At 39.1% G+C, this 20,745-nt stretch carries 17 protein-coding genes, 1 tRNA gene and 1 riboswitch; of the genes, 3 read left to right on the plus strand and 15 right to left on the minus strand.

What is annotated here, in order from left to right; all coding sequences use genetic code 11:
* Positions 1-21: 21 nt before the first annotated feature.
* From ACFX4H_RS11065 to queG, 6 genes are all read right to left on the minus strand, one after another.
* Positions 22-942 carry an iron-hydroxamate ABC transporter substrate-binding protein gene (locus ACFX4H_RS11065; RefSeq protein ID WP_323602152.1) on the minus strand — a complete coding sequence of 307 codons (921 nt, stop codon included), beginning with the start codon at positions 940-942 and terminating at the stop codon, positions 22-24.
* Positions 893-1,741, minus strand: a complete 849-nt coding sequence (locus ACFX4H_RS11070) for an ABC transporter ATP-binding protein (protein ID WP_063592004.1) — start codon at positions 1,739-1,741, stop codon at positions 893-895. Before ACFX4H_RS11070 ends, ACFX4H_RS11065 begins: the two co-directional genes overlap by 50 nt.
* Before the next feature lie 279 nt (positions 1,742-2,020).
* Entirely contained in the window at positions 2,021-2,770 is a 750-nt protein-coding gene (gene nfsA, locus ACFX4H_RS11075; RefSeq protein ID WP_328138459.1) for an oxygen-insensitive NADPH nitroreductase, read from the minus strand.
* Positions 2,771-2,846: 76 nt separating this feature from the next.
* Positions 2,847-3,335 (minus strand): tRNA (uridine(34)/cytosine(34)/5-carboxymethylaminomethyluridine(34)-2'-O)-methyltransferase TrmL, encoded by a 489-nt coding sequence (gene trmL, locus ACFX4H_RS11080; protein ID WP_034315177.1) that lies wholly within the window; start codon positions 3,333-3,335, stop codon positions 2,847-2,849.
* A 67-nt stretch (positions 3,336-3,402) separates the two neighbouring features.
* Positions 3,403-4,260, minus strand: coding sequence for an amidase domain-containing protein (locus ACFX4H_RS11085; RefSeq protein WP_328138460.1), 858 nt, complete (start codon positions 4,258-4,260; stop codon positions 3,403-3,405).
* Between the two features lie 193 nt (positions 4,261-4,453).
* Positions 4,454-5,593 carry a tRNA epoxyqueuosine(34) reductase QueG gene (gene queG, locus ACFX4H_RS11090; RefSeq protein WP_377435212.1) on the minus strand — a complete coding sequence of 380 codons (1,140 nt, stop codon included), beginning with the start codon at positions 5,591-5,593 and terminating at the stop codon, positions 4,454-4,456.
* Between the two features lie 105 nt (positions 5,594-5,698).
* Here queG and ACFX4H_RS11095 point away from each other — a divergent pair, with 105 nt between their 5' ends.
* Entirely contained in the window at positions 5,699-6,367 is a 669-nt protein-coding gene (locus ACFX4H_RS11095) for a B3/B4 domain-containing protein (protein WP_241636974.1), read from the plus strand.
* 94 nt (positions 6,368-6,461) lie between these two features.
* Here the strand turns inward: ACFX4H_RS11095 and ACFX4H_RS11100 are convergent, their stop codons facing one another.
* The 7 genes from ACFX4H_RS11100 to mgtE all read right to left on the minus strand — a co-directional run bounded on the left by ACFX4H_RS11100 (position 6,462) and on the right by mgtE (position 11,944).
* A complete protein-coding gene (locus ACFX4H_RS11100) occupies positions 6,462-6,611 on the minus strand; it encodes a hypothetical protein (RefSeq protein ID WP_377435214.1) in 150 nt (49 codons plus the stop codon).
* Positions 6,612-6,624: 13 nt separating this feature from the next.
* Positions 6,625-6,825 (minus strand): hypothetical protein, encoded by a 201-nt coding sequence (locus ACFX4H_RS11105; protein WP_377435216.1) that lies wholly within the window; start codon positions 6,823-6,825, stop codon positions 6,625-6,627.
* Positions 6,826-8,127: 1,302 nt separating this feature from the next.
* Positions 8,128-8,201, minus strand: a tRNA-Gly gene (locus tag ACFX4H_RS11110).
* A gap of 191 nt (positions 8,202-8,392) precedes the next feature.
* Positions 8,393-8,806, minus strand: coding sequence for a YbjN domain-containing protein (locus tag ACFX4H_RS11115; RefSeq protein ID WP_034315193.1), 414 nt, complete (start codon positions 8,804-8,806; stop codon positions 8,393-8,395).
* A gap of 147 nt (positions 8,807-8,953) precedes the next feature.
* Positions 8,954-9,088: a hypothetical protein gene (locus ACFX4H_RS11120; protein WP_283249099.1), complete on the minus strand. Its 135-nt coding sequence runs from the start codon at positions 9,086-9,088 to the stop codon at positions 8,954-8,956.
* Positions 9,089-9,244: 156 nt separating this feature from the next.
* On the minus strand, positions 9,245-10,273 hold the full coding sequence (locus ACFX4H_RS11125; RefSeq protein WP_034315195.1) for an NADP-dependent oxidoreductase: 1,029 nt from the start codon (positions 10,271-10,273) through the stop codon (positions 9,245-9,247).
* 312 nt (positions 10,274-10,585) lie between these two features.
* Positions 10,586-11,944, minus strand: a complete 1,359-nt coding sequence (gene mgtE / locus ACFX4H_RS11130; protein ID WP_241636975.1) for a magnesium transporter — start codon at positions 11,942-11,944, stop codon at positions 10,586-10,588.
* A gap of 268 nt (positions 11,945-12,212) precedes the next feature.
* A riboswitch (M-box (ykoK) riboswitch) is annotated at positions 12,213-12,378 on the minus strand.
* Between the two features lie 338 nt (positions 12,379-12,716).
* On the opposite strand from mgtE, the gene ACFX4H_RS11135 reads away from it, so the two are divergent.
* On the plus strand, positions 12,717-14,048 hold the full coding sequence (locus ACFX4H_RS11135) for an alpha/beta hydrolase family protein (protein WP_283867163.1): 1,332 nt from the start codon (positions 12,717-12,719) through the stop codon (positions 14,046-14,048).
* Between the two features lie 82 nt (positions 14,049-14,130).
* Complete coding sequence (locus ACFX4H_RS11140) at positions 14,131-14,877, plus strand: 4'-phosphopantetheinyl transferase family protein (protein WP_377435217.1); 747 nt, start codon at positions 14,131-14,133, stop codon at positions 14,875-14,877.
* A 407-nt stretch (positions 14,878-15,284) separates the two neighbouring features.
* Here the strand turns inward: ACFX4H_RS11140 and ACFX4H_RS11145 are convergent, their stop codons facing one another.
* Positions 15,285-16,535: an MFS transporter gene (locus ACFX4H_RS11145; RefSeq protein ID WP_377435218.1), complete on the minus strand. Its 1,251-nt coding sequence runs from the start codon at positions 16,533-16,535 to the stop codon at positions 15,285-15,287.
* 24 nt (positions 16,536-16,559) lie between these two features.
* Complete coding sequence (locus ACFX4H_RS11150) at positions 16,560-20,663, minus strand: non-ribosomal peptide synthetase family protein (protein WP_377435219.1); 4,104 nt, start codon at positions 20,661-20,663, stop codon at positions 16,560-16,562.
* Positions 20,664-20,745: the final 82 nt, after the last annotated feature.

The following is a 20,745-nucleotide window of genomic DNA, read 5'->3' on the forward strand; positions in this document are numbered from 1 at the left end:
GAATCCCTCTCCCTCGCTGTATTATTTTCCAAGAAAACTTTTGGAAAAGAAGTCTAATTGGTAATCTAATGTGATTGGATCATTGAAGTAGAATTTTTTTGCATCAGCTTCATACAGTTTATTGTTTTTAACGGCAGGTATGCTTTTAAACGTGTCAGTTTGTTGGAATGAATCGTCCTGATCTTTGTTATTGCTCAAAATCACATAATCACCTGCATAGTCTTTAAGGACTTCTAATGATAAGGCAAAGTAACCATCTTTCAGCGCCACTTCTTTTACCTTTTCAGGCATACCCAATTTCATTTCTTGATAAAGGATTTCCGTTCCACGTCCCCAATTATCACCGTATACATAGAACTGTTTGTCAAACTTTTCGAAAACGGAAACGGTAGCATCTTCTCCAATTTTGGCTTTAATTTCATCACCGGTTGTTTTTGCCCGTTTTTTGAAATCATCCACCCATGCTTGAGCTTCTTTTTCTTTATTCAAAAGTTTACCGATTTCTACATGTTGTGTTAAATAGTCAACTTTTCCGTATGTATAAGTTACGGTTGGAGCAATTTCCTTTAATTTATCGACATTTTTAATCGTCGATAAACCAATGATTAAATCCGGATTCAACTCGATGATCTTTTCCAGGTTTTCGTCCGTCACTTCTTCCACATCTTTTAACTCTTTAAAATTCGGGTTCATTTTAGACCAGGAATCAACCCCTACAAGGTTAACATCCAAAGCCATTACGTTACCTGCGAAAGATGATAGTACTAAAACACGCTGAGGATCTGCGGGAACTTCAACAGGACCATTTTCAGATTGATACGTGATGGTACCTGATTTTTCTTTTTTGGAAGCGGAGCTTTTTTCTTTTTCGGCTGACTCGTTACCACAAGCGCTAATAATTAACACTAAGAGCAGTATAAACGGAAACATTATCTTTTTCATTTGTTGTCAAATCTCCTTTTAGTAAGTTGTATGTGCTGCACATTGGTTTGTTCGTTCGTTGATCTCGTCCGATTACCGCATCAATATGGAATACTTCCTTAAGAACATCATGAGTGATGACTTCTTCACAATCTCCTGCTTTGACTATTTCCCCGTCCTTTAAGGCAATGATATAGTCGGCAAAGCGAGCAGCTTGGTTTAAATCATGAAGAACCATGACAATTGTACGTCCCTGTTCTACATTCAGCCTCTGTAATAATTCCAGAACCTCCAGCTGATGGGCCATATCCAAATAGGTGGTCGGCTCATCAAGGAAGATGATTTCCGTTTCCTGGGCAAGGGCCATCGCAATCCAAACACGCTGGCGCTGACCTCCTGACAGAGCATCCACGGGACGGAACTTGAAGTCTTTCGTGCCGGTCACTTCAAGTGCCCAATCAATCACATCATAGTCTTTCTGGGTCAGGCGCCCAAAACCTTTTTGATAGGGAAAGCGCCCATATGATACGAGCTCCCCAACCGTCAATCCGCTTGCACTCTCGGGTGTCTGCGGAAGTATGGCCATTTTTCTTGCAAGGATCTTAGTGCTTTCTTTTGAGATATTAACCCCATCTAAAACAACCGTACCTGATTGATTTGGAATGATTCTGGTGATCGCTTTCAATAGTGTCGATTTCCCACATCCATTTGAACCGATGATCGTTGTGATTTTTTTATCTGGAATTTCCACACTGAGATCTTTTACAATTAAACGTTCACCATAACCAATATTCAAATTCTCTGTATATAGGCGAACCATTTTTTAACCTCCATTTACTGAAAAAAATAGATAAGTAAAAACTCAAATGAAAATGATTATCATTATCCACTACTTAATTACTATAATTCTATCTAAATATATTGTCAATGGTAATTTCATGGTCATATAAGAAGAATTTCTGACAGGATTCTTGGGGCCGGTCCGTATTACCGACTGACAATGAAAACAAAGATCCCGGAGACGTTCCCGGGATCTTTACTGTTTGGCTCATACTCAGCACTTTGTCAAAAACCTTCCTATATAGGCCATTTTCATTAATCAATGTTTCTTAAATCCTTGCTTCTCAACATAATCTTTCATGTACAGCCTGCTTTTCTTTCCAAGCATTCCTGCCATTTGCCCGGTCCAGGTGTCTTTTCGTTTACCTTTAGTCCGAAGCTCATAATAACTGGAAATCGTTTCATTATACTCTTCAAGTTGTCCGATGAACTCTTGCTTATCCCCCTGATATCCATTTTCATGATAAATATTGGCCAACGGCAAACGCGGCTTTTTATCCGAACGGTTTTTCGGATATCCGACCGCTAGAGCGAATAATGGTATAACACGATGCGGTATATTCAAAATCGCTGACACTTCCGGGAGATTATTGCGGATCCCGCCTATATAGCAAATGCCAAGATCCATCGATTCTGCCGCCAATGCTGCATTTTGGGCCGCAAGAGCCGCGTCAATACAGGCAACCATGAATTTCTCGGTACTTTCAATCGATTCGGACAGGTCCGTGTTTTCCATTTCGGAAACCATATCCTGACGATATAAATCGGCGCAAAAGACGAATAGATGTCCATTCTTCTCTACATATGACTGTGGTCCGGCAAGTTCGGCAAGCTTGGCTTTCTTTTCCGGGTCGGTTACCCCTATGATTGAATACGCTTGAATATAACTTGAAGTCGATGCAGCTTGGGCACATTCCACAATCGTATTGATTTGCTCCCTAGACAATAACTTGTCCTCAAAAGAACGAATGGAACGGTGATCTAAAATCTTCTCAATAATGTTATTCAATGCTCCCACCCCTAAAGAATATGTAAAGTATCCATCATCGGGGCTGAAATGCCCCCGATGACAGTATTGATGAAACTCAACCTTTTGTTTTCAAATCCAATTCACGGTAATTTTGCTGTCTAAGTGCTTCATAAACCAAGATGGCTGCCGTGTTCGACAGATTAAGGGAACGTACTTTATCCGTCATTGGAATCCGCAGGCACCGATCCATATTTTCTTGGATCAGATCTTTCGGGAGACCCGTCGTTTCACGGCCAAAAATGAAGAATATCTCACTTTCTTGATCACTATAATCAAAGCTGGAATGCGGCTGCTCCCCAAATTTCGTCAAGTAATAAAATTCACCGCCGGCGTTTCTTTCAAAAAACTCTTCTAACGAATCATAATAATGGATCTTTACATTCTCCCAGTAATCGAGCCCGGCCCGTTTGAGTTGTTTGTCATCCGTCGAGAAACCGAGCGGGCGAATGAGATGTAAAGACGTATCCGTCCCTGCACATGTTCTTGCGATATTTCCTGTATTTGCTGGAATCTGTGGTTGATATAAAACTACATGTATTGACACTTCATTTTCACCTCTAGTTTGAACTTCACCTTAATTATAGCATTAAACAAAAAAGACTAAAAACCTATCACCCTCCATCCAAAATCACAAAGAATTTATAAACGATGTTCGGTGTATATCTGGTTGAATCCTCATACGTCCAATATCGGTGACGGCTGTTCATCGTATGTGCATTCACAAGCGGCATCCCATTCTGATCCTTCGCCGTTACAATCAAGTTATGGTCAAACCGTCCGTCCCCTTCGAAATCTATGCAGAGGATATCCCCCAAATTCAATTCCTTGGCCGACTCCACCTGCTTTGTCCTGATGGCATTCCCGGCTTTAAGCAGATGATATAAAGAATGGGCTGTCGTCCATGTATAACTCCAGCTTTTCCCCCTTATCCACCAGCCCTTACTTTTATTTGGCGCCCCCCACATCGGTATTCCCCCTGCATGTAAACATTGTGAAATGTAATTCGTACAATCATCGGTGAATTTATAATAAGCCGGATTGAATTCATTCCACCAACGCTCGGCATATTGAACGGCCTTCATTCGATCATACCTATATGCGAGACGATCTGCGCCTGGATCACATTTTGGCGGTGCCTCTTCAGTTTCAAAGCTGGGAATCAACTCATTTTCATCCACTATATACCCATTTCGAAACCGTGCCTCCCTTTCTTCCATTTCTTCTTCTATATAAAATGAATCTTCCTGTTTCAATAAATATTGTAGATGGACATGATAGGTCAGGACTGTATCCCTGTCTTCCTTTCTCTTCGAGTGTACCTTGCCTGCCGCATTTACCCGAACAATTTCGGCGGCGCGGTTCCTCAACATTTTCTTCTTCAAATGTAACTTCCTTTCACCCCGTTCCAGATCATCTTTAGTATAAAACTCCACTCTTTCTTGTAAAAGGCGTTGCAATTGTTCCCTCAAGTTCATGCCCTCCTTCTTACCATCTATGCTAATGTGTATGTACGAGGGCATGGACAAAAACACAACTTCATAAATGTGGGAGTTTCAATCCTCCATAATGAAACTTTTTATAAAGATTTTCCTTGAAGCACCCGAAATATCTTAAGCAAATAAGCCGCCCCGTTATATTTACGAGGCGGCTGCATTTTACATATTATTTTGTTTCCAAGGTAAACTGCAGTCCTTTCTCAATTTCCGCCAATACCTCTTCATCCTTTTCCTTCATTCGTGCTTCTTCCAATGCGGAAACAGCCTGCTCCCGGCCAATTTTCCCAACTGCCCAGGCCGCCGTCCCCCTGATGACGGGTCGCGGATCATTCTTCATGACCTGTATCAATAGAGGCAATGCCGTTTCATCTTTGAAATGGGCCAATGCTAAAATGGCATTTCGTTGGATTGGTTTTTTACCGCGCCAAGAGCCAGATACATGGCCGTATGTCTCTTTGAAGTCCCGATTTGAAATCGTAAGCAGGGGTTTTAACAGCGGTTTCGCCAGCTCGGGATCGGGTTCCATCTCTTCATGAAAATGAAAATCCATTCCTTTGTTTTTCGGACAAACGGTCTGGCATGTATCACATCCATACAAACGATTGCCTATTTTCGTCCTGAACTCATCCGGAAGGAAACCTTTTGTCTGTGTCAAGAACGCAATGCAACGCTTGGAATTTAGCTGCCCGCCCTGAACGAGCGCTCCAGTCGGGCAAACATCGACACATTTATTGCATGTCCCGCATTGATCTTCCATCGGTTGATCCGGTTCAAACGGCAGGTTGGTGATCATATCTCCCAAGTATACATAAGACCCGAACTCCGGTGTGATGATCATACTGTTTTTTGCACTCCAGCCAATACCTGCACGCTCAGCCACTGCCCTATCTGATAACTCACCCGTATCAACCATGGACTTCATCATTGCCCCTGGCACTTTATCTTTAATGAAATTCTCAAGTAACTGCAATTTATTACGGAGAACGGTATGATAATCCGTTCCCCAAGACGCCCGGCAAAAGATCCCGCGGCGTTCACCTTTTGTACTTTGCGGAGCATCCTTCAATTTCGAAGGATAAGCAAGCGCAATCGAAATGATGGATTGCGGTTTATCGAATATCAATTCAGGCCTTACCCTTTTTTCTATATCGGCTTCTTCAAACCCTGACTGGTAATCCAGTTCCTGTTGACGTATCAGCCGACCTTTCAGTTCGGTGAAAGCCGTAGCCGAAGTAAAGCCGATTTTATCGATGCCGATTTCCTTACTATATAAAATCACTTCTTGCTTGAATGCGTTCATATCCATATTAATCACCTACGTTCATTCAGTATTCCCATTGAAGCTTGAATCCATTTCAAACCATTGCTATCTATGATAAACTAATTGCAATCATTTTTGGAGGTGAAACGGTTGGAAATTACCGTATCAGCTAATCTTAGCAGTAAAATCCCTGAATTCAAAGTCGGGGTCATTACATATGAAAACATCGAAGTCGGTCCCTCCCCGCAAATGGTGAAAGGAAGACTTCAACTATTTCAGGAAGCTCTATTCTTCGACCTTGAAGAAAAGGAATTGACCGACTTTTCCGGCATTAAAGTGTGGCGAGAAATTTTCAAGGCTACAGGAACAAACCCGTCACGGTATCGTCCCTCCGTGGAAGCCCTATACCGCCGCGTGAAAAAACAGAATTACTTGACACCCATCCATTCGGCCATCGATTTGAATAACTTCTTCTCACTGTTATATGAAGTTCCGATCGGCATTTATGATGCTGAAAAATTAACGGGAGACATCTCGATTAAGATTGGCGAGGGGGCAGATGGGTATGACGGTTTGAACGGCCGCTTCAATTCCATGGAAAATATGATTACCTCAGCCGATCATGCTGGCGCATTCGGAAGTCCCTACGTTGATTCAGAACGCACGAAAGTCACTGAGGAAACGAAAAAAGCCATCCAAATCATTTATTTACAACCCAATACTTCAACCACGGAAGCAAATCAGCTAACTAAATCCTTGATGGACATGTTCCTTGAAATCCACGGTGGTGAAGGGACTTACTCGGTTATGGAAGGATAATTACGGAAATAAACCCTTTCCACAATCGGAAGGGGTTTTTTCATTATTGTTCCACTTAATAAAACCAGTGAAAAAGGTTCTTAAAATTTTCTTTTCAGTCGATTCCAGAAATCCGCTCCCTTTCCGCCGACTGTCTGCCAAGCCTCATCAAAGCGAGCGCCTGCGGGGTCTCGGCTAGCCAGTTACTCGGAAGGAGTATCCCATATTTCTTCCATCCTTTAAGGATTAATGTAAAAAACCTCAAGGATCACCTCGTCTTAAACTTGGTTCGTGATGTCCAGCCTACGGTTTTTTCTTAATATTTCATTCCAGTCGATTCCAGAAATCCGCTCCCTTTCCGCCGACTGTCTGCCAAGCCTCCTCGACGTAAACGTCTCCGGGGTCTCGACTAGCCAGTTACTCGGCAGGAGTGTCGCATATTTCTTCCATCTTTTAAGGATTAATGTAAAAAACCTCAAGGATCACCCCGTCTTAAACTTGGTTCGGGAAAAGTCCAGCCTACAGGTATTCTTAAATCACATTTCGGTCAATTTCTAGTAATCCGCTCCCTTTCCGCCGACTGTCTGCCAAGCCTCCTCGACGTAAACGTCTCCGGGGCCTCGGCTAGCCAGTTATTCGGTAGGAGTGTCCCATATTTCTTCCATCCAATGTGGATTATAGGTAAAAAAAACTTAAAGGATAAACTAGTCTCAAACATAATTCGGTGTGAGATCAGCCTACAGTTTGTTCTAGAAAACATTCCAGCTGATTTCAGAAATCCGCTCCCTTTCCGCCCACTGCCTGCCAAGCCGCATCAAAGCGAGCGCCTGCGGGGTCTCGGCTAGCCAGTTTTCGGCAGGAGTGTCGCAACTTTCTTCCATCCAATTAAGGAGTTCTGGAAAAAAATACGAAAGATAAATTAGTCTTAAACATGGTTCGTGATGAAACCGGCCTGCAGTTTTTTCTTTTAAAACACAAAGTTGATTGGAACGTAAGGTACGAGACTCCTGCGGGAAAAGCGTGGCATGTGAGACCCCGCAGGCGCGCCGAGGAGGCTCCCGCCCGCCCGCGGAAAGCGAGTGCCTGAAGTGGAAATCAACGTTCCCATTTTACAAACCCACAAAAAAAAAGACTGTCGGCAAACAACTATTATCTAGTTTGTAGACAAAAGGGTTCTATCAAAATAAAACAAAGTTAATTGGAACGTAAGGTACGAGACTCCTGCGGGGAAAGCGTGGCCAAGGGAGACACCGAAGGCGAGAGCCAAGGGCGGACCGCCCGCGGAAAGCGAGTGCCTGTAGTGGAAATCAACGATCAGATTTGATAACCCTCAAAAACACTTTCCGTTTCACCCCAGAAATTCATTCCCTTCCCTCCGACTGTCTGCGAAGCCTCATCAAAGCAAACGTCTCCGAGGTCCCGGCTAGCCGATTTGCAATGGTTACTTTCTGCCTTTTGATTGATAATCAACGATGATACATAAGCCTGGCACGCCTCTCTCTTCCCCATTAGCAAAAAAAGCACAAACTTATTCAAACTGATTCTACTAAAATAGTTAACCATATTGACTAAGTTTGTGCTGCATCGAAATCCCCACACTCCCGGATGAAGGATTAATCAAAAATTTTTTGGGCATGACATACTGTATTACCGCTTCGATGAAATGCAGGCAATTTGGACAATAAAAAAAATCCCACTGTAAACAGTAGAATTCTTGTAATAATATTTAAACGCAAAGCTTCGTTCTCCAGGTAACGAAACCCTACGTTATGAGTATGTATTGGAGCGGGTGAAGGGAATCGAACCCTCATCATCAGCTTGGAAGGCTGAGGTTTTACCACTAAACTACACCCGCATATTCTTGTAGAAGTTTGTCGAATTACCAATCAACAAAATTAATTATATAGTTTAATGTGAAAAAATGCAATAGTTTTTTAAAAAAAAATTAATAATTAGCGTATTGTAACGTTAATATATTCATTCACTCTAGTAAGTATGTTAAAAAGTCCTCTGATTCAGAGAACTTTTTTCATCCTATATGATGATTTAAGACCAAATGACTTCCATTAAACGCGGATAAACCTGCTGTGCCGTTTCAAGCAGCATGATTAACTTCCTGAACGCCAGATCCGGTACGATATCCCCCTCGATGGAGAATGAATAACGAATCGAAATGGTCCCATTTTCTTCATAAAGCTTGGAATACCTGAAATTAGCATTAAATTCATTTAACAGTGTATGTACATCCTGCTTCTTTTCAGGGTTCTTCAACTCGGCGACATTAAAGCAAAATAAGTCCGCCACATTTTCATCTTGATTGAAAGCAAATACTAAAAGGACCTTCCACCCGTCCTTTAACTTTTGCTCGGCTCTAAAAAAGGTGGTGCCATCTTCATTCAACTCATTCATATAGATTTTCTCACTAGTTAAAAAATCACGAAATTTAGCAACGTTTGACATGGTTCATCACCTTTCTGTTCATAAGTCCATTTTATAATGAAAACAAGCATTTTTACAGACTTTTCTATTATCCTGCCAATTTCCCCCTATTAACAGGGGCGACCTTAAAAGGAAGGGTTTCATATATGAACTCCCTTCCTGGATTGATTATCCAGTTGCTTCTCCGCAAAACTGAAGCGCTACTTGCAGGTCCAAAATTCCCTGGCGGATTTTTGAGTATCGTTCCATTTCAGGAACTTCTTTATTCGTAAGTGGTCGACCTTTATCTGCCGCTATCGTCATGGTTTATCCTTCAAATGGTTTAAGAGATACCACTAATATATATTTACTTGAAAGGAAAACGGCCTTTTCCCGATTGAATATCGAAAAAGGCCGCTTTTGTTATAGCTGCTTAAAAATCACAACGAAGAACCTTCCTCAGCTTTATTTCCATAAAACTTATAGTTGAGCGAATTCGGGTTCCGCAACTTTTACAAGCTGTTTTCCGAGGTTCGTTCCTTTAAACAGACCTAAAAATGCATCCGGTGTGTTTTCGAACCCTTCAATAATCGTTTCTTCATACTTAAGCTTTCCTTCTTGAAGCCACTTACCTAATTCCGTAGCACCCTCCTGGAATCTAGCAGCATAATTTCCAACTGTGAAACCTTTCATTAGTGCACTGGTTTTGATCATTGCCGATTGCAGACGCGGCCCTAGATCTTTTCCTTCCGCGTTATATGAGGAAATCGCCCCGCATAATGGAATTCGGGCATTCGCATTCAAAAGTGTAAAAACAGCATCGGACACCTCGCCGCCAACATTATCGAAATAAACATCGACTCCATCAGGAACAGCATTGGCTAAATCTGTCGCAAAACTATCACTTTTATAATTTACGGCTCCATCAAACCCGAGCTCTTTCGTTAAGTACTCAAGTTTTTCATCCGAACCAGCGATGCCAACAACCTTCGCACCTTTAATCTTAGCAATTTGTCCGACTACTGAACCAACTGCTCCAGCCGCTCCTGAAACGACTACCGTTTCACCTTCTTGAGGTTTACCAATATCAAGCAAACCAAAATAAGCAGTTAAACCTGTCATTCCAAGAATCCCTAAATGAGTTGTGACCGGAGCCACCTTGGGATCAATCACACGGATTTCCTTTTCAGTGACAACTGTGTATTCTGCCCAGTCGATATTCCCAACAACGACATCCCCTTGTTTGAAGGAACTCGATTTCGACTCAACAACTTCAGCAACAACGCCCCCCGTGATGACCTTATTCAATTCAAATGGAGCTATATATGATTTGGTATCTTGCATTCTGCCACGCATGTATGGATCGACAGATAAATATAGTGTACGTACTAAAATCTCATTATCCTTCGGTGTAGGAACTGCACTCTCAACAAAGTTAAAATCCCCTTTCGAAGGCATACCTTTCGGACGATTTGCCAGGGTGATTATTTGTTGTTTGGTTTGTGTCATGATTGTTCCTCCTTGGTTTGAATACGTAATTTCGAAAAGAAGCGTATCACTGATGAAGTTCATAGGTCAAAGAAAATGATTGGCTATTGCTTCCATAACACTATTTATGTATCCTTTCCTGAAAACCTCAAACTTGCTACAGCCTATTATGTCCCATGTTTTTCATTTTAATAAACGTTTCGCTCACCAGAAAAATTTAACGGCCTTTCCCCGATTGGATACCGGAAAAAGGCCGCAGCTTGAAATACTCTTTTTTTATTTTCCGTTACAGGGCTACTGCCCCTTCTTCTTATGAACTAATTCATGGATAGTCTACATCAATTTTGAAATGAACATCGTTGCAATTCCAAAGTAAATTAGTAACGAGAGTATATCATTCAGTGTTGTAATTAGCGGACCAGACGCAACTGCGGGATCGATGTTGAATTTATATAATATCAAAGGAATAATGGTCCCAGCTAAAGTCCCGATAATCAAGGTCATCACCAATGAACTTCCCACCACTAATCCCAAAACGGGATTTCCCTGCCAAACATAAGCTATGATGGAAATTAATATTCCGCAGGTGATGCCTATTATCAAGCCAACTTTCAGTTCCCGTATAATGAGCCTGGTCACGACTCCTTTATCCGTATCACTAGTGATTAGGCCTCTTACAACAACAGCTAAAGATTGAGTGCCTGTATTTCCAGTCATCCCTGCGATCATCGGCATAAAGAAGGCAAGTGCAACAACTTTGGACAAGGTTTCTTCAAAACCGCTTATAATGGTTCCGGACACTAATCCGATGAATAAAAGTAAAATAAGCCAGGGCAGCCGACGATATGCGGCCACATGCGCCTTCGTGTCAAAGTCTATAGCTTTACCGGATGCCGATAATTTTTCAATATCTTCATTCGCTTCCTTAATGACAACATCAATAATATCATCGACGGTTACAATTCCTAATAACTCATTATTTTTTTCAACTACTGGAATTGCTAAAAAATCATATCGCTCGATAACACGAGCCACCTCTTCTTGGTCTTCATCTGCAGATACGGAGATAACCCGGCTGTACATAATATCTTGAATTTTTTCAGATTCATCATTTATTATTAAATCCCGATACGAGACAACACCTACTAATTTTTTACCATTATCTATTACATAAAGATAGTTGATCGTTTCCGAAAACTCCGCAAAGATTTTCAGTTTTTCAACTGATTCACGCACCGAATAATGTTGGGGGATCCATACAAAACGGTTTGTCATGATTCTCCCTGCCGTTTCAGGGGGATAATTCATGATATTTTGAACGATTTTTGATTCTTCTTGTTTCATGCCAGAAAGAAGTTCTTCGATTTTTCCAGGGGATAGGTCCTCTAACAATGAAGCTAGATCATCATTATCCATTAAATCCATTACATGTCCGGATTTTTCTATTCCCAATTTACTAAGAATTTTTAATTGATGGACTTTCTCAACTTCTTGAATCAGTTCAGCGATTTGTTCTGAATCGAGTAACAACAAGAAGCGTGTATGATGTTTTTCTGGGAGCCCCTCAAAAATACGCGCAATGTCATATGGTTGGAGTTCATCCAATATCGCTTGAAATTCTTTCTTTTTTCCTTCTTTTAATACCTTTATGATCTGTAAAGTCATTTGATCTTCCGTCAGGACTTTTATCATCTTGTCTCTCACTCCTTTTTAGGGGAGCCAAAAAATATTTCCCTTAAATATTAAAAGTAAAAAAAATATTATTATTCCCCTTCCAAAATCTTGTTTCCATTCACGAGTATGTCTTCGTGAATCGTTATCCAAATCCCTCACCTCCAGGAAAAAAATAAAAACACCTCCATTACAAATGAAGGTGTTAAATACGGTATATATGCGTACATTGTCTGGATGACAAATACAAACAGCCGTATATGACTGAATGACAAATACAAGCATAAATCCAGTTCCTCCATTCGTAGAGCTTTAGCACTGTGTGGCATAGGACAAAGCCAGCTACATTAAAAACCACCTTATGTCGATGGTTTCTGTTGACCCATTGGCGTCTTTCGACATTTTTGGGCAGTAGCGTATCTCCTACACAGGAGCCTCACCTAACGAGGATATTTAATTTACACATCCACTCTAAAAGAGTTTCATTTAGATGTCAATGGTTAATTCAAATAATTCTAATTTTGACCAGATATCCATCCCCCAAAAAGTTACCTGAAAAAAAAAACACCGACTTTTGCTCTCCCGGTTATTATGTCTGATTGAATGTCCCTTCAATATTTTTTAAGAAATTCCCTCTTAACAGCCACAATTGCCACCCTTTTTAAAAGGATACAACGGAGAAATACATGCAACTACAAGGGAAAATGTTGGAATTATATATTGAAACTTACTTATAATGAAGACGGATATCCAATGACTGAGTCTAATTATTTCAAGAAAGGAACTGGCTCAAATGAAAAAAATTTTGTCGATTATATGTATTATCGTAAGTGCTGCTTTATTAATGGCAGGTTGCAGAACCAAGGACGAGGTACAGGTGGAAGAGAAATCGAAGGAAGTGAGCTCATTGAATGCTATTGAAGGCAGATGGGAAGGAGATATTAAGATCCCAAATCAACCGCTTCCAATCATTGTTCATTTTACGAAGAAAGATGGAACGATAAGTATTCCTGTTCAAGGGTTGAACGAATTCCCCTTAACAAGTGTAAGGTTAAGTGAATCAGACTTGTTTTTTGATATGAAAATCCAAAATCAGCAAATTACGTTTGATGGGAAAGTAAATCAGGATAAGATTTCAGGAACATTTGTTCAAAAAGGGCAAGCCTTCCCTTTTGAATTGCTCAAGAAATCCGATCAGGCAGTTGAAGAAAAAGAATCAGGTGAAATCGTGCAGGCCGACTTAAAGAACGGAACCATTAAAGGCCTTTTAGAAACACCAACACATGAAGGGCCTTTTCCTGTGATGATTATAATTGCGGGTTCCGGGCCGACCGATAAAGATGGTAACACCATTGCAAATCCCGGGAAAAATAATAGTTTGAAAATGTTAGCCGAAAGTCTTGCTGAAAAAGGGATTGCAAGCATCAGGTATGATAAGCGAGGAATTGGTGAAAATATGCAATTGGCAGGAAAAGAAGAGGACCTGAGATTTGAACAGTATATTGATGATGCAGCTGCCTGGGTCCAATTTGCCAAAAAGGATGGCCGTTTTTCAAAAGTCGGCATCATCGGCCATAGCGAAGGCTCGTTAATTGGAATGGCAGCCGCAAAGAAAACAGAAACAGACATATTCATTTCATTGGCGGGTGCAGGCGAACCTATTGACCAAGTTCTCATCAAACAGCTTGAAGAGCAGCTTACACCGGCGTTATTAACGGAATCCAAAGTTATACTGGCAAAGCTAAAACAAGGAAAACAAGTCGAGACCGTCAGCGCTGATCTGCAAAGTGTATTCCGCCCCTCTGTTCAGCCTTACATGATTTCTTGGATTCAATATAACCCGCTAGAATCAGTAAAGGAACTGAATATCCCTGTTCTAATCGTAAACGGCAATAGAGACATTCAAGTACCGGCAACTAATGCAAAAGCGTTACATGAGGAAAAAAGCGATTCAGAATTACTTATAATCGAAAAGATGAATCATGTATTGAAAGAAGCCCCTGAAGATCGAGCAGGAAATTTAGCAACCTATACAAATCCTGAACTGCCATTATCCTCTGGATTGGTGAGTGGAATCATTGAATTTTTAAACAAAAATGACATCACCAGTAAAAATACCAATTGAGAATTGTGTCTCCCCCGGGTTTGCAAAGATCACTCAAATGATTCTTGTACCTACAATATTAAGGTAAATAAGGAGATCAAAATTGAAGATTATCGCTTTAAAATTACCAATTGATTTGAATGAAAATACTTATGAAGAAATGCTCAATTTGTGTTCTAGACAAAGACAATTGAGCATACACAAATTACAAAAGATAAAGGATAAATACCGTTCTTTATTTGGGGAGCTATTAGCTAAGTGGTTCATAAGTGACAGTTTAAAAGATCCATTTCAAAATATCCAATTTGTCTTAGGGGAAAATGGGAAACCCCATCTAGCAGGAGGAAGAATTCACTTTAATATTTCCCATTCAGGTGATTGGGTTGTTGTTGGCATTCATAATGATTCCATAGGCGTTGATATAGAAGAGGTCAAAGATTTCAACATCTATGAAATTGCCAAAAGTACTTTTAGCAGTGAAGAACTAATGTATTTAATTAAATCACCCAAAGCTAATCAAATCGAAATTTTCTTTAAAATGTGGACGCTGAAGGAAAGCTGGTTAAAATGTATAGGTTCAGGTTTTTTGGTTCCCCCAAATACTTTTTCAATCTTGAATAGAAGGAATCGTTATAGTTTAGAAATACCAACTGAGGAATTTTCAAAAATAAAATCACTAGGCTTAAAAATTGGAAATACGTCTGACTATCGTTTTAAGTTGTATCATCTTGGACCTGGGTATCCCATAAGTATTTGTACTAATAAAGGAAATGAAAATCATTTCGAATTCCCTGATAATATCGATATTATAGAATTGAATAGTTTGATGAATGAGTTGAAAACACTTTAAATAACTTTATATTACTATATAGAAGTTTTAAAGCGTCGTTCATGATTTTCCCTGAAGCTGAGAAATGGGGCACACTATCATGGAAACCATTGCCTAAGAACAAACAGCCCTATTTGTTTTCAACTTCTTCAATTTTTTTACGCCTCGCTGAATGGAATCATATTAATAAAGCATCGTCATCACCTCAAGCTTTATTCATTCTATTTAAAAAAAATGAAGACTTTAGGCAATTCTATCTAAATGGCAAAACAATGTTGAGTGGAACGTAAGGTGCGAGACGCCTGCGGGAAAAGCGAGTGCCTGGAGTGGAAATCAATGTTCAAAATGTACAACCGAAAAAAATGTAGACAAACTCAAATTTCATCGAGTTTGTCTACATTCCGAAGGCAGAATATTTCTGCCTTTTTTTATATTTTCTCCGATATACTCTGTCCAACTTTTGAATTATAAGCTAATATACTTTTTTGAAAGAGCATGAAAAATAGGAAAGCGCTTATTAAGGAAGAAAAAGCAGCGACCAGAAAAGCTCCCTCATGCCGAATTAATGGTACAAATGCTAGTAACTGTGGAGCAAATATTCGACTTATTGAATAGCGTATATTTGCCGCAGCAAAGTACTGTGCTTTTTGGTTAGCAGGCGCAATGCCAGCAATGTAAGAGTCCTGTGTACTAACAACAAGTAATTCAGCTACTGTAAGGATTAAGACTCCTATAAAAAAACCTATATAGTTTTGAGAAAAACCAAAAATAACCATGGAGAAAGCATACAAAATACTGGAACCTACAAACCCAAAACGGGTGCTATACTTTGAAGAAAGTCTAGCCGCCATGCTGCCTAAAATAATTACCAAAATCCCATTCGTCATTAACAAGGAAGCATAGTTTTGAGAAGCATTAATTGTAAAACCGAATATTGATGTACTTTCAGATAATCGATCTAGTAAAGTTGACGGAAGCAATATTTCTAACTGCATGAAAGCTTGAGCTGCAAATACACTGGCAACAACAAAAATTAAAAGACGTTTATCTTTTCCTATAAGCACTACTGCTTTTGTAAACTTACCATTTGCATTCATTCTTTCTTCATTACCTAATTTTCTATTATCCTGAAATTCCGGAGTTTTCCATAGTGATATATATACTAAAGTCAGTACAGATACCAAGGATGTCCCGATAAACCAAATAGGCATGGAATCAAATATGAAACTTCCTATAAGTGGACCAAGCGTCACCGCAACATTAAATATCTGGTAGGTGAATACATAAGCTTTTTTTTGTTCCTTTTCATCGAGCCAATCAGATATATAAGCTCTTCCTGCAGGTATATATGAAGAATAAGCTATACTCATTAAACCGAAGCTGCCAAACACCATTATATTGCTTCCAGCTATTCTTCCAATGATAAATAATATAGTCGCAACCAGAAAACCTATACTTGAAGATATCATCATAGGTTTTCTTCCTATCCTATCTGCAAAGATCCCACCCCAAATACCTGATATTACACCCAATACTGAAATTATGGCTAAAGCAAAAGATGCTAGGTAAGGGTTCCAGGCATCGTTTAAATATAAAACAATAAATGGAAATAGCATATAAAATAAAGTGTTTTGAATACCCTCAGCAAAAAATCTCCAACGCATATGATTTTTTTTCATACTAAAAACCCTTTTTCCTTAGATTTATACATACCTTATAGATGCAACTTGCTCCATAATAATCTTAGCAACATTTTCAGCATTTGGAGATTTATAGATCGTAAAATGTTGAGCTGGAACTGAACGCACTGTTAGTTCCCCAGCCAAGTAATTTTCCCAACCCACAGTAGTATCCTGCTCATTTTCTTCAGCTCGTATAAACAGAACTTTTCCATAAAAAGCTCCTGATATATTGTAACGATGAATAGCGACATTATTTGCTTCCCAAATTCCCAAGCCGCTCTTAACGTCCTCAACTTCTGCGTCCATATGGAGATGACCGCCATCTTTTCCTAAGTTTAAAAGGAATTCCAATAGTTCCCCTTTGTCCATATGGGTTAACTCATCCGGATTAAACTTATCATTAGCTCCATTTGTAAACTTTAATGCATATGATTTAACAAACTCCATTTTGTCGAAATCACGAGCTGTACTGAAATGACAGTCTAATAATGTTAATAAACCAACGTCTCTTCCTTCAGCCTCAAAGGAACGAGCTATTTCATAAGCCACATTACCACCGAACGAATAGCCCGTAATATAATATGGCCCTTCATGTTGAACAGATAGAATATAAGAAGCATATCGTTTAGCCATATTTAATAAATCATCTTCATATTTATCACTTTCAGGAATCTCCGCACTTTCAATTCCCCAGACGTCAAACATTTCATTTAATTCCGCAGCCATTTCTTTATAACACCAAAGTGCTCCGCCAGCAGGGTGAATAAACCATATTTTTTGACGATTCTCAGCTGGTGAGACGTGTACTACGCCATTAGGTTTAATGGAGTTTGTTATAACATGAGCTATTCCTTGTATAGTGGGATAATCAAATACAATTGATACTGGCAAAGTTAGCTCGAATTGCTTATTTAGTAGAGCAATAAATTTCATGGCCAATAACGAATGGCCACCTATTTCAAAAAAGTTACTATTTATATTGACGTCTGAGTTTCTGAAGATATCCTTCCATATGTTTTGAACTTTCATTAATGTTTCTTTATCCGCATGATAGTTTTTGTCATTTTTCAATATTGTAGCTTCAATACTATTTTCCTTGATTTCAAATTTAGTGGTTTCATCAGCTATTCTTTGCATTTGAGAGATCCATTCTTGCTTCACTTCCGAGATTACATGATCCGTAAACAAATCGTTACAGTATTCTATTGTGAATGTTGAATTCTCTCCATCATGCTCTATGATGAAACTAAGATCGCATTTGGAAGTATCACTTAAAACCGATTCCATTTTAAATTGAGTATAGGGTTGTTTTTTCAAAAATCTATTGTATACAAACATAACTTGAAATAGTGGCCGATAGTCACTATTTCTACTCTTCAGAACAGCAGGAATAATTTTTTCAATGGGAATATGCTCGTACTTTATTATCTCGGCATAATCCTGTGCAATCTTTTCGGAAATACTTTTTAATGTAGCATCCTCAGTAAAGTTTATTCTAAACGGAACAACATTAACATAATTCCCAATTGCTTCAAAATCCTGTTCGTAGGTTCTATTTGCTACTGGTACCCCCATGCAAATATCCCGTTGACCACTCATTCTGGCAAGGACATAAGCTGCCATTGCTAGATGAATGGAGAATTCTGTAATTGATGTATTCTGACAAAAAGAAAGTATCTTTTGCTCTAGTTCTTTTGGTAGCGAAAACTTTATATGATTACCATTTATTGTTTGGGTACTCCCTTTCATCATACTTGTTGAGAATCTTGATTGATTTGGAATCTGATCTAGATACTCCTTCCAAAATTCAAGACCCTCACTAAAATCCATTGAGTTTTGATGATGGGCAAATTGGAAGAATGCAGCATTCATTTCCGTATTTTCCACTAGATCGGTTCCAATAAGTTCATGCAACTCATCTACAAATAACTGAGATGACCAACCATCAACTATTAGATGATGGAAAGTTAATAATAAATATTCCGCCTTGTCAGTACTAAATAATGAGGCACGAAATCCTCCCTTATTTAATTCAAACTTCCTTTCTGCTTCAGTTTGAATTTCTTCTCTTAAGCCCGTTTCCTCAACTGAACGTTCACTTATTTCGGAATTCAGCGTACTGTCATATTTCTGTATATATTCACCATTGGTAGTTAATATAATTCGTGATGATAAAATCGGATGTCTTCTTCGTAAATAGGAAATTGCTTTTTTTATTTTTGTAGTTTTACTTTTTTCAAAGTTTAACAGAAACGCTATATGATATTGAGATGCTCCTTTTTCTTGTTCAAAGAATAGTATCCCCTGTTGTCCCAACGATAATGGAGCTTCAAGATTAGCATCAATTTTTTGGTTTATCTTTTCCAATTTCTTAGGTTCTACAGTATTCTTGCCATTCTTTGAAATATTCTTTTTCAGATAATCTGCTTGTTTTCGAATTGTTGGATACAAGAAGACAAATCCATGTGTTAACGAAAGTTGAAACTCCGCGGAAAGAAGGTTTGCGAGTCGAATTGCCAGTAAAGAATGCCCTCCTGCCGAGGCAAATGCAGTTGTAGCAGAATGAACTTTTTCTCCTAAGACATCTTCCCAAATATTCGCAATGACTTGCTCCCATTTATCATGAATTCCGCCAAAATCATTATTACTTCTAAAAGGTATTAAAGATAATTGCCGTCGATTCATTTTCCCATTCTCTAAATAAGGGAAACGATCCATCTGGACAAAAAAATTAGGAATCATATAGGAAGGCAAACGTTTTTCAATATAGCTTCTCAACCCAATCTCATCCCAAGACTCAGTATCACAACGTATATAAGCTACAAGCCATTGTTCTTCGACTTCTTCACGAACCTCTACAACTATGTCTTTAACGAAAGATACTTCCCGTATGGTTTCTTCAATTTCACCAAGTTCAATACGAAGTCCTCTTAACTTTATTTGTAAATCTTTACGACCTCGAAATTCGTAATGACCATCTTCTCTAATATGAACAAGATCTCCAGAGAGGTAAGACAATTGACCTGTAGAAGGACATATAACAAACTTTTCTTTTGTAGCATCGGGAAGACCAAAATAACCCAAGGCTAGACCCTCACCGGAAATCAGTAGTTCCCCTTCGCAACCAGTACCTAATAAATTCAACTCTTCATCCACAACATGTACTGAAGCATTATCGATTGGCTGTCCCAAATCGATTTCTCTAAAAAGGTGATTTTCACCTGGCAAACAAACTCTATAAGTAGTATCAATAGCTGCTTCAGTAGGACCATATAGATTTATAATCGGTATTGGTAAATTCTTTTGGATTTTATTTACTAATGATGTTTGCAATGACTCACCACCGCAAAACAAAAGGCGCAAGGATGTAAAATTGGATAATAATTCTTGTTCTGACAATAATTTAAGTACAGTTGGTACAAACTGTACAACTGTTACTTTATGCCTTTTGATATCAGTTGCAATATCAAATGGGTTGGATGAACCGATAACCATAGTACCACCAGACGATAGTGGTGCAAATATCTCCCAAACAGAAGCATCGAATCCCGATGCAGTTTTTTGTAAAAATACATCATTTTCAGTCCAAGAAAATTCTTTTTGCATCCATTGCATATGATTGACAATGGCACGATGCGGAATAACTACACCTTTTGGTCGTCCTGTAGAGCCCGATGTGAAAATGATATAGGCAGGTGTTTCATTATTAATCAGAACCATTGGAGGATCTTCCGCCCTAATTTTAGAATGCTCTCTTAAATCTATTGAATTCCGATTAAAGGCTAAATCCTTAACGGAACCGTCAGTCATTAATACATTGACTTCTGCTTTTTCAATACAATATCTCAGTCTGTCTAATGGATAAGAAGGGTCAAGTGGTACGTAAGCAGCACCCGCTTTTAGCGTTGCAAGCATGGCAGCTATTAATGAAATGGATCTTTCTGCTGCAATGGCCACCCGGTCTCCTTCGTTAATACCCTTCTTTACAAGCAAATGGGCGAGAGCATTTGCCCAACTATCCAATTCCTTATATGTTATAACCATATCTTTATCTTTTATTGCAATGTTATTGGGATATATAGTTACCATAAGTTCAAAAGCATTTTGAAGAAACCTATTATTCATAATAATTTAGCGTATTGGAAAATCAATAACGCTGTCCTCCTTTGGGCAACTTAGTATGTATTATAAAATTCAAAGCTATTAG

Origin of the sequence: Peribacillus sp. YIM B13477 (assembly GCF_042787955.1) — a bacterium.
Lineage (GTDB): Bacteria > Bacillota > Bacilli > Bacillales > DSM-1321 > Peribacillus > Peribacillus frigoritolerans.